At 66.6% G+C, this 8913-nt stretch carries 7 protein-coding genes; 5 read left to right on the forward strand and 2 right to left on the reverse strand.

What is annotated here, in order from left to right; translation table 11 throughout:
• The 5 genes from BKY26_RS11710 to glmM form a co-directional block, all read left to right on the forward strand.
• Positions 1-2391: putative PEP-binding protein (locus BKY26_RS11710; protein ID WP_071690579.1), on the forward strand; the 2391-nt coding region annotated here is incomplete at its 5' end.
• Positions 2392-2579: 188 nt separating this feature from the next.
• A complete protein-coding gene (locus BKY26_RS11715; protein ID WP_071690580.1) occupies positions 2580-3260 on the forward strand; it encodes a cell wall hydrolase in 681 nt (226 codons plus the stop codon).
• 108 nt (positions 3261-3368) lie between these two features.
• A complete protein-coding gene (locus BKY26_RS11720; protein WP_071690581.1) occupies positions 3369-4292 on the forward strand; it encodes a dihydroneopterin aldolase in 924 nt (307 codons plus the stop codon).
• Between the two features lie 51 nt (positions 4293-4343).
• The gene (folP, locus tag BKY26_RS11725) at positions 4344-5357 is read left to right on the forward strand and encodes a dihydropteroate synthase (protein WP_071690582.1); all 1014 of its coding nucleotides are present in this window, start codon (positions 4344-4346) and stop codon (positions 5355-5357) included.
• A complete protein-coding gene (glmM, locus tag BKY26_RS11730; RefSeq protein ID WP_071690583.1) occupies positions 5354-6697 on the forward strand; it encodes a phosphoglucosamine mutase in 1344 nt (447 codons plus the stop codon). Before folP ends, glmM begins: the two co-directional genes overlap by 4 nt.
• A gap of 10 nt (positions 6698-6707) precedes the next feature.
• Here the strand turns inward: glmM and BKY26_RS11735 are convergent, their stop codons facing one another.
• Positions 6708-7613, reverse strand: coding sequence for a DMT family transporter (locus BKY26_RS11735; protein ID WP_071690584.1), 906 nt, complete (start codon positions 7611-7613; stop codon positions 6708-6710).
• 91 nt (positions 7614-7704) lie between these two features.
• Positions 7705-8913: molybdopterin cofactor-binding domain-containing protein (locus tag BKY26_RS11740; protein WP_131541848.1), on the reverse strand; the 1209-nt coding region annotated here is incomplete at its 5' end.

Below are 8913 nucleotides of genomic sequence, written 5' to 3' on the forward strand. Positions count from 1 at the left end.
GTGGCGCTGTCCTTCGACACGGTGCGCAGGCTGGCGCAGGGCTATGTGCCGGATATGTGCGCCCTGTCGGCGATCTTCGAGACAGGCGATCTGCTGTCCGTCCGCTCCTCCAGCGAGGCGCCCGACTGGGGCGGTCCGGGGACGGTGCTCAATATCGGCATGAACGATTCCGTGGCCGCGCGCATCGCCGAAGAACACGGGCAATCGGCGGCGGATCAGCTCTACCTGTCGTTCATCCGTGCCTATGCGGTGGATGTGTTGCGCCTGGACGAGGATCTCTTCGCCGATCCCATCACACCGCGCATCGCGCTCGCCCATTTCGAAGATGAGATGGAGGAGCCTTTCCCGCAGGATGTGGAAACGCAGCTGACCGAGGTTCTGCGCTCCATGGCCCGCGCGTGGGAGGGCACGTCGGCCCGCCTTCTGCGTCAGGCCAAGGGCGCGCCTGCGGATGCCGGTCTTGGCCTTGTCGTGCAGCGCATGGCGCTGTCCATCGGCAGGGAGGAAACCGGCGCCGGTGTCCTGCAATTCGTGTCAACCGATACCGGAGAGCCGCAGATCACCGGGCGCTACCTGCCGCAAAGCCAGGGCCGCGCGGCGCTGAGCGAGGCGGATGCCCAGTTCATCGAGACCGACCCGCGCGGCACCGCGCTAGAGGATCGCTGCCCCGACCAGGTCGCGGCGCTGCGCGATGCAGGCCATCTGATCCGCACCCGCCTGCGCGAGGAAATGCAGATCGAGTTCACCCTGATGGAAGGACGGCTTGCCATTCTCGATGCCGTTCGGGTGCCCCGTTCAGCGCGCGCAGATGTGCGCATCGCTGTCGATCTGGCCGAGGACGGGATCATCCCGCGCGAAGAGGCGTTGATGCGCATCGCTCCGTTTACGCTCAACCAGATGATGCACCGCCAGCTCGACCCTGAGGCCCCGCGCGACGTGCTGACCCGCGGCATTGCCGCGGCCCCCGGTGCGGCAACCGGCAAGCTCGTCTTTACCGCCGCCGCGGCGCAGGCCGCGAGTTCGCAGAATGAACCCTGCATTCTCGTGCGTCGCGAAACCAGCCCCGAGGATATTCGTGGCATGCATGCCGCCGAAGGCATCCTTACCGAACGCGGCGGCATGACCAGCCACGCGGCGGTGATCGCCCGTGGTCTCGGTGTGCCCTGCGTGTCGGGCGCCACCGATCTTCAGCTCGACCATCGCAAGAAGACCCTGACCGTGCCGGGCCGCAGGGTGTTCCATGAGGGCGACATCATCACCATCGACGGCAGTTCCGGGCAGGTTCTGGTCGGCGCGGTCAGGATGATCGAGCCCGACATGAGCGGGGCGTTCGCCACCTTGCTGAAATGGGCCGACGCAGCGCGCGATATCGGCATCCGCGCCAATGCCGATACGCCCGAGGATGCGCGGCTGGCGCAGACCTTCGGTGTTGACGGCATCGGCCTGTGCCGGACCGAGCACATGTTCTTCGACCCCATCCGTCTGACCGTGATGCGGGAAATGATCTTCACCGAAGATCCCGAGGATCGCAAAGCGGCGCTGGAACGGCTCTTGCCGATGCAGCGCGGCGATTTCATCGAGCTCTTCAAGCTGATGCAGGGCCAGCCCGTCTGCATCCGCCTCTTCGACCCGCCCTTGCATGAATTCCTGCCCGGCGACCGCGATGGGATCCGGGCGCTGGCCGAGGCGCTGGACCTGCCCGTGAGCCGCGTTGCCGCCAGGATCGAGGCCTTGCAGGAGTTCAACCCGATGCTGGGGATGCGGGGCGTGCGGCTTGGCATCACCGTGGCAGGCATCTACGAAATGCAGGCCCGCGCCATATTCGAGGCGACCGTGGCCGCCTCCGAAGGTGGCGACCCGGTGGTGCCGGAAATCATGATCCCGCTGGTCAGCGCCAAGCGCGAGGTAGAGCTGATCAAGGACCGCGTCGACGCGGTTGCCGCCGCGGTGCGCAATGAGACCGGGGTGAATTTCACCTACCGCTTGGGCGTCATGGTGGAAACGCCCCGCGCGGCGCTGCGTGCGGGTGAGATCGCGGAACATGCCGCCTTCCTGTCCTTCGGCACCAATGACCTGACGCAGATGACCTATGGCCTGTCGCGCGACGATGCGGGGCGGTTCATGTCGGCCTATGTCAATCAGGGTGTCTACCCTGAGGACCCGTTCCAGCGCATGGATCGTGACGGGGTGGGTGAGTTGCTGCTACTCGGTGCCGAGCGGGGACGCGCGGCGCGGCAGGGCATCACCCTGTCGATTTGTGGCGAACATGGCGGCGATCCCGATTCGATCGCCTTCAGCAGATCCGCCGGGTTCGATTATGTCTCTTGCTCGCCCTTCCGGGTGCCGGTTGCCAAACTTGCGGCCGCACAACTGTCCATTGCTGACATATAAACGGCGGGATTCCAGCCCATTATAAGCCGACGTTAAATGATTCTCTTGGCTGCGACCCCTAGTCGTTGGGGTCCTGTTAAGGGGCTGTCACTAGATTGAGCACCGGTTTGGTCGATTGGCGATCTGTCCGGTACATGTATGAGGTCGAAGCAGAGCCGGGAAACACCGGTCAATGGGGGATGCCCAGAATGGGACAGCCGAAGATTTTGCGCGCCGTGAAGGCCGCTGCCACCGCATTGCTTTTCACCGCCAGCCTCGCGCAGGCCGATGTCGTGGCGTCAACCTCCACTGATCCGACCCATACGCTCGGCTCTCTCTTCACCTCGGTCATGGGTCAAGAACATAGCGGCATGCGCGCGGTCAGCCCGCTGCGCCTGTCGGCGCTTGGCGCGCCCTATACCGGGCAGGGACTGGATCAGACCGGTGGTGTGGCCCCCTATACGGCGGCAGAGCTTGACGCCATGGGCCGCGCCCGCGGCGGGCGCCAGTGGCAATGCCTGACCGAGGCGCTTTATTTCGAGGCGCGCGGCGAAAGCGTGGCAGGCCAGTTCGCGGTGGCAGAGGTCATCCTGAACCGGGTCGATCACGCAAATTACCCGGATACGATCTGTGGTGTCGTCAATCAGGGCACCGGGCGGCGCTGGGCCTGCCAGTTCACTTATACCTGCGATGGCCGCCCCGAAACCGTGACCGACCACGCGATCCATGAACGGCTTGGCCGCATCGCCCGCATCATGATCGACGGCGGCCCGCGCAACCTGACCTCGGGCGCGACGCATTACCACGCCAACTGGGTCAATCCCTCCTGGGCGCGGGAATTTCCGCAGACCGCTGAAATCGGTGTGCACCTCTTCTATCGCGGTCGCTGACGGGGCGTCGCATTCCCGGCCAACAGTGACGCCTCAGACCCGTGCATCCCGCGCGCTGGCCTGCTAGAAGGGCGCGACTGTCCTGACCGGCCCCGGAGGCCAAGCCCCATGTCCGATGAAACCCGCCTTGCCTTTGCGCACCCGTCCGAACGCGCTAAGGCCACAGCCGGTAACGATCCGCTGGACCGGATCAGCCTCTCTGACCACGAACGCGAGGTCGAGATCGGCGCGTTCCAGCAGGAACGCGGGCTCTTGCAGCGGGTGCGCTTCAACGTCGTGGTCGAGGTGCGGTCCGCCGCCAATCCCGATGCCGATGATGTGGACCGGATCCTGTCTTACGACACGATTTCCGAGGCCATCGACCATGAGCTCCAGGCCGAACGCCTGAACCTGCTGGAAACGCTCGCCGCCCGTATCGCCGAGCGGATCCTGGCGCACCCACTGGCCGCGCGTTGCTTCGTGCGGATAGAGAAACTCGACCGGGGGCCATTTGCGCTTGGCGTCGAGATCGTACGCACCGCCCCCGAACGCCCGCGCCTGTCGCTGCTGAAGGACGGCGCGCCGCATCCGCTGGTGGTGTATCTTTCGAACGCGGCCATCGCGCGCCCCGATCTGGCGGCGCTGCTGGACCGGCTGGAAACGCAGGGCAAGCCGGTGATCCTCTGTGTGGGCCGCCCCGATATCGGGGTGCCGGTCGCCGATCACGCCATGCCGCAGCGGCGCATCGACCTTTTGGCCATCGAACAGAACGCCTGGATCCTGGCCAGCCATGACGACCGCTGCGTGGTGGTCGAGACCCGGACCGAACTGGACTGGGCGATGAAGCATGACCGCATTTCCGTATGGGCGCCGTCCAAGCTGGTGCTGGACAGCGTCGACGGCCCCGAAACCTCGGTCCGCTCGGGCGAGGCGCTGGCGCTGTGGCTCGCTGAACGTTTCGAGGCGGAGGGGATGCTGTTCCTGGGTGGCGACGCGCCCAAGGCCGATATCGCGCTGACGGTGCTGGCCCCGACCGCGATGCCCGCGCTCTGAACCTTGCCCGCAGGGCCCCATGACGGTATCGGGACGCCAAAGGAGGCGCCGATGACGCTCTATTATCGCCCGATTGCCCAGACCGACCCGGCTCGGCCTGCTGCCGCTTTTCCTCTGGCGGGAACCTGGGCCTGGTTCACCCATGTCGAAGAGCTGTCGCGCCACGCCCCCCCGCGTGTGATCCCCGCCGATGCGGTGCCGTCAAAGGTGCTGACCCGCCTGACCGCGCCGCGCGCGCCCATTGCCGGGCTGACGCTGGACATGCCCCGCATCATGGGCATCCTGAACCTGACGCCGGACAGCTTTTCCGATGGCGGCGAGTTCAACAATCCCGAGGCCGCCATGGCGCAGGTGCGCCGGATGCTGGACGAGGGTGCGCATATCCTCGACCTCGGCGGTGAAAGCACCCGCCCGGGCGCCGCCGAAGTGCCGGTAGACGAGGAAATCGCCCGCACCGCGCCTGTCATCGCCGCGATCCGCGCGGCAGGGATCGACACGCCCATTTCCATCGACACCCGCAAGGCCCCCGTGGCGCGGGCCGCTTTGGTTGCAGGGGCGCAGTTGATCAACGATGTCTCGGCCTTCACCTTCGACAAGGGAATGCAAGGGCTGGCGGCGGAAACCGGCGCGCCTGTCTGCCTGATGCACGCGCAGGGCCTGCCCGATACCATGCAGGACAACCCGGATTATTCCGACGCATTGCTCGACGTTTATGACAGCCTTGAAACATCCGTCGCCGCAGCCGAGGCCGCCGGTATCCCGCGTGAAAAAATCCTCGTCGATCCCGGTATCGGCTTTGGCAAGCGCGAGGCGCACAATCTGGCACTGATTGGCCGCATATCGCTCTTTCACGCGCTTGGCTGCCCCATTTTGCTTGGGGTATCGCGCAAGGCCAGCATCGGGCGCATCGGCAATATCCCCGATCCTCACGATCGCGGTCCCGCATCGGCAGCAATCGGCCTATGGGCGCTTGGGCAGGGGGTCCAGATGCTGCGGGTTCATGATACAGAAGTGCACAGACAGATGATCGCGCTGTGGCGCGCGGCAGCAGAGGGACAGGCATGACTCGCAAACTCTTCGGTACCGACGGCGTGCGTGGCCGCGCCAACAGCTTCCCGATGACGGCGGAACTGGCGCTGAAACTGGGCGCGGCGGCGGGGCGCTACTTCCGGCGCGACCAAAGCCCCGGCCATCGGGTGGTGATCGGCAAGGACACGCGGCTGTCGGGCTATATGATCGAGAATGCACTGACGGCGGGTCTGACCTCGACCGGCATGAACGTGCTGCTGCTCGGCCCGGTGCCGACGCCCGCCGTGGGGCTGCTCACGACCTCCATGCGTGCCGATCTGGGCGTGATGATTTCCGCCAGCCACAACCCGGCCACCGACAATGGTATCAAGTTCTTCGGCCCCGACGGCTTCAAGCTGTCGGACGAGGCGGAGCGCGAGATCGAAGCGCTGGTCTTTTCCGACATCCAGCCCGCGCAGGCGGAAAACATCGGCCGCGCCAAGCGGATCGACGACGGCCGCGCGCGTTACGTGGAGCGGGTCAAGGGCACCTTCCCGCATGGGCTCAGCCTTGACGGGCTGCGCGTGGTGATCGACTGCGCCAACGGGGCCGCCTACAAGGCCGCGCCCGAGGTTCTGTGGGAACTGGGGGCCGAGGTGATCCCGCTCGGCGTCGCCCCCAACGGGTTCAACATCAACGATGGCGTGGGTTCGACCAAACCCGCCGCCGCGCAGGCCCTGATCCGCGAGACGCGGGCCGATCTGGGCATCTGCCTCGATGGAGACGCCGACCGGGTGATCATCATCGACGAACGCGGCGAGGTGGCGGACGGCGATCAGATCATGGCGCTCTTTGCGAACAGATGGGCCGAAGAAGGCCGCCTGAAGGGCCACACGCTGGCCGCGACGGTCATGTCCAATCTGGGGCTGGAACGCTATCTGGCCGAGCGTGCGATCAACCTGCACCGCACCCCGGTCGGTGACCGCTACGTGGTTGAGGCAATGCGCCAATACGGGCTGAATCTTGGTGGCGAGCAGTCGGGCCATATCGTGATGACCGACTATGCCACCACCGGCGACGGTTTGATCGCGGGGTTGCAGTTCCTGGCCGAGATGACCCGCACCGGCAAACGCGCAAGCGATCTTGCCCGCAGTTTCGAGCGTGTCCCGCAACTGCTCAAGAACGTGCGTTTCGCGGCGGGTCAGACCCCGCTGGAAGAGGCGCAGGTGCAGCAGGCCATTGCCGAGGCAGAGGCGCGGCTGGAAGGCTCGGGCCGGCTCCTGATCCGCAAATCGGGGACCGAGCCGCTGATCCGCGTGATGGCGGAATGCGAAGACGAAGGGCTGTTGCAGAACGTGGTGGGCGAGGTCGTGGCGGCGGTGCAGGCCGCGGTTTGACCACGCCGTCTCACCCCCGGAACAGCCGCTGCAACGCGCCCCACTGGCTCAGGAACACGCCCGCAAGGATCAGTGCCAGCGCCCACAGCAGTGAGGGCGGCAGCGGTTCCGACAGGACCAGCGCGCCAAGAACCACGGAACAGACCGGCACGATGTAGTTCGTGAGGCTCATGAAGGTGGGGCCTGCCGTGCGGATCACCACGACCCGCAGGATATTGGCCGCCGCCGTCGGCACCAGCCCAAGCAGCGCCAGCACCGCCAGCGTTTGTCCGTCCACGGCCGGTGGCGGGCCCTCCACGATCCATGCGGCGGGCAGCACCATCGCCGCCCCAATGATCAGCAAGACGGTGGCCAGCCCGATCGGGTCAATTGCGGGCAGGCGGCGCATCCAGACCGAGCTCAGCGCATAGCAGCCCGCCGCGCCAAGGCAGGCCAGCCGCCCGAAAGGTTCCAGCGCCGCCCCGGTTGAGGAAAAAGCCTGCGTCCCGATCAGCACCACGACGCCCGCGAAGCCGATTGCGAAGCCCGCTGTGCGGCGCAGCGTCATCCGTTCGCCCGGCACCATCACATGCGCCAGCGGCAGCACCATCAGCGCCACGGCAGCCATCGACACGCCTGCAAAGCCCGAGGTGGTGTATTGCTGGCCCCAGCTGAGCAGCATGAAGGGCACGGCGGAACTGAGCAGGCCAATCATCACCATGGCAGGCCAGTCCCGCGCCGCCTCCAGAAAGAGCCGCCCGCCGCGCGCGAGCCATACCGCCGTCATCAGCGCGGCGGCAAAGCCGATGCGGGCTGCGGCCAGCCAGAAGGGCGTGATGCCGCGGAGCGCGATCTCGATGACCATGAAGGTCGCGCCCCAGGTTAGCCCCAGCACGAGGATCATGAGCCAGCTTGCGCGGGTGATGTTGGGGGTCATATCAGGGGGCTCCTTCCCCGCGCACCTGACAGGGCGGCACAGGGAAGGTCAATAGCCGACGCTTCGCTCTGCGTCGAAGCGCGTCCTGCCGTCAGACGAAATCAACGAACCTGTTGAATGGCATCTCCCTCAGGCGTTGACCAGTGGCGGCGAAGATCGCGTTGGCCAGCGCGGGGGCGGCAGGGGGCACGGGGGGTTCCCCGATGCCACGCACGGAACCGCCCAGTTCCACGCCGCGCACGGCGATCCGTGGCGCCTGCCAGATGCGCATGCCGTCGTGCCAGTCGAAATTCGACTGCTCCGCCATGCCGTCCGCATAGGTGATCTCGCAGTTGATCGCGTGGCCAAGGCCCCAGACCACCCCGCCCTGCACCTGGTTCTCGAAGGCCACCGGGTCCACCACCGTGCCCACCTCTGCCGCGACCCAGACGTCGTGGATGCGGATGCCTTGCGCGGTGTTTTCCACCTCGATCACCTCCGCCACGGGCACGCCGAAGCTTTCGACCATGGCTACCCCGAGCCCCCGGTTTTCGCCGGGCTCGCGACCCCAGCCCGACATCTCGGCCACGGCCTCCAGCACCGCCACCGCGCGCGGGTCATTGGCCAGCCGCAGCCGTTCGGCCAGCGGATCGGCGCCCGCCGCATGGATCAGCTCGTCTAGGAAACTCTCGCCAAAGAACCCGCTCGAAGACGCCCCGACGGATCGCCAGGACGAGGTCGGCGCCAGTTCCGGCACCGCGTAGGCGCGCACCCGGTAGGACGGGATCGCATAGGGCGCGTTCCACACGCCCGCCGGGATCTGGCTGTCAGCGCCGGGTACGGTCTGCCCGATCCGGCCCATCTGGCTGCGCGAGGAGGATACCGCCGCAATCTGGATATCGGCGGCCTCGACCCGGCCATTCGCCACCGCACCGCGCCCGCGCGCCATGCCGATCTGGCGGGGGAAGTCCTGCGCGAAATCCTCTTCCCGCTGGAAGGTCAGCTTGACCGGCACGCCGGGCATCTGCAGGGCGATTTCGGTGGCAAGCCTTACATGCTCGAACTCCAGCCGGTGGCCGAAACTGCCGCCCGAAAACTGGTTGTGAAGCGTCACCTGATCGGCCTCATGGCCGGTGATTGCCGCCACCTGCTGTTGCAGGAAACGCGGCATCTGGTGGCCGGTCCAGACCTCTGCGCCCGCCTCTGTCACCCGCACGATGGCATTCAAAGGCTCCAGCGGCTGATGCGCCACGTAGGGCGCGCGGTATTCGGCCTCGATCACATCGCCGCGTAGCGCCGCCTCCACGTCACCATCGGCCCG

It is taken from the genome of Nioella sediminis, from assembly GCF_001879695.1.
GTDB classification, from domain to species: Bacteria; Pseudomonadota; Alphaproteobacteria; order Rhodobacterales; family Rhodobacteraceae; genus Nioella; species Nioella sediminis.

What these genes read in the sequence shown, in the direction of transcription:
- BKY26_RS11715 (WP_071690580.1), top strand. Translation starts at nt 2,580, where the DNA reads ATGGGACAGCCGAAGATTTTGCGCGCCGTGAAGGCCGCTGCCACCGCA.
- BKY26_RS11720 (WP_071690581.1), top strand. Translation starts at nt 3,369, where the DNA reads ATGTCCGATGAAACCCGCCTTGCCTTTGCGCACCCGTCCGAACGCGCT.
- folP (WP_071690582.1), top strand. Translation starts at nt 4,344, where the DNA reads ATGACGCTCTATTATCGCCCGATTGCCCAGACCGACCCGGCTCGGCCT.
- glmM (WP_071690583.1), top strand. Translation starts at nt 5,354, where the DNA reads ATGACTCGCAAACTCTTCGGTACCGACGGCGTGCGTGGCCGCGCCAAC.
- BKY26_RS11735 (WP_071690584.1), bottom strand. Translation starts at nt 7,613, where the DNA reads ATGACCCCCAACATCACCCGCGCAAGCTGGCTCATGATCCTCGTGCTG.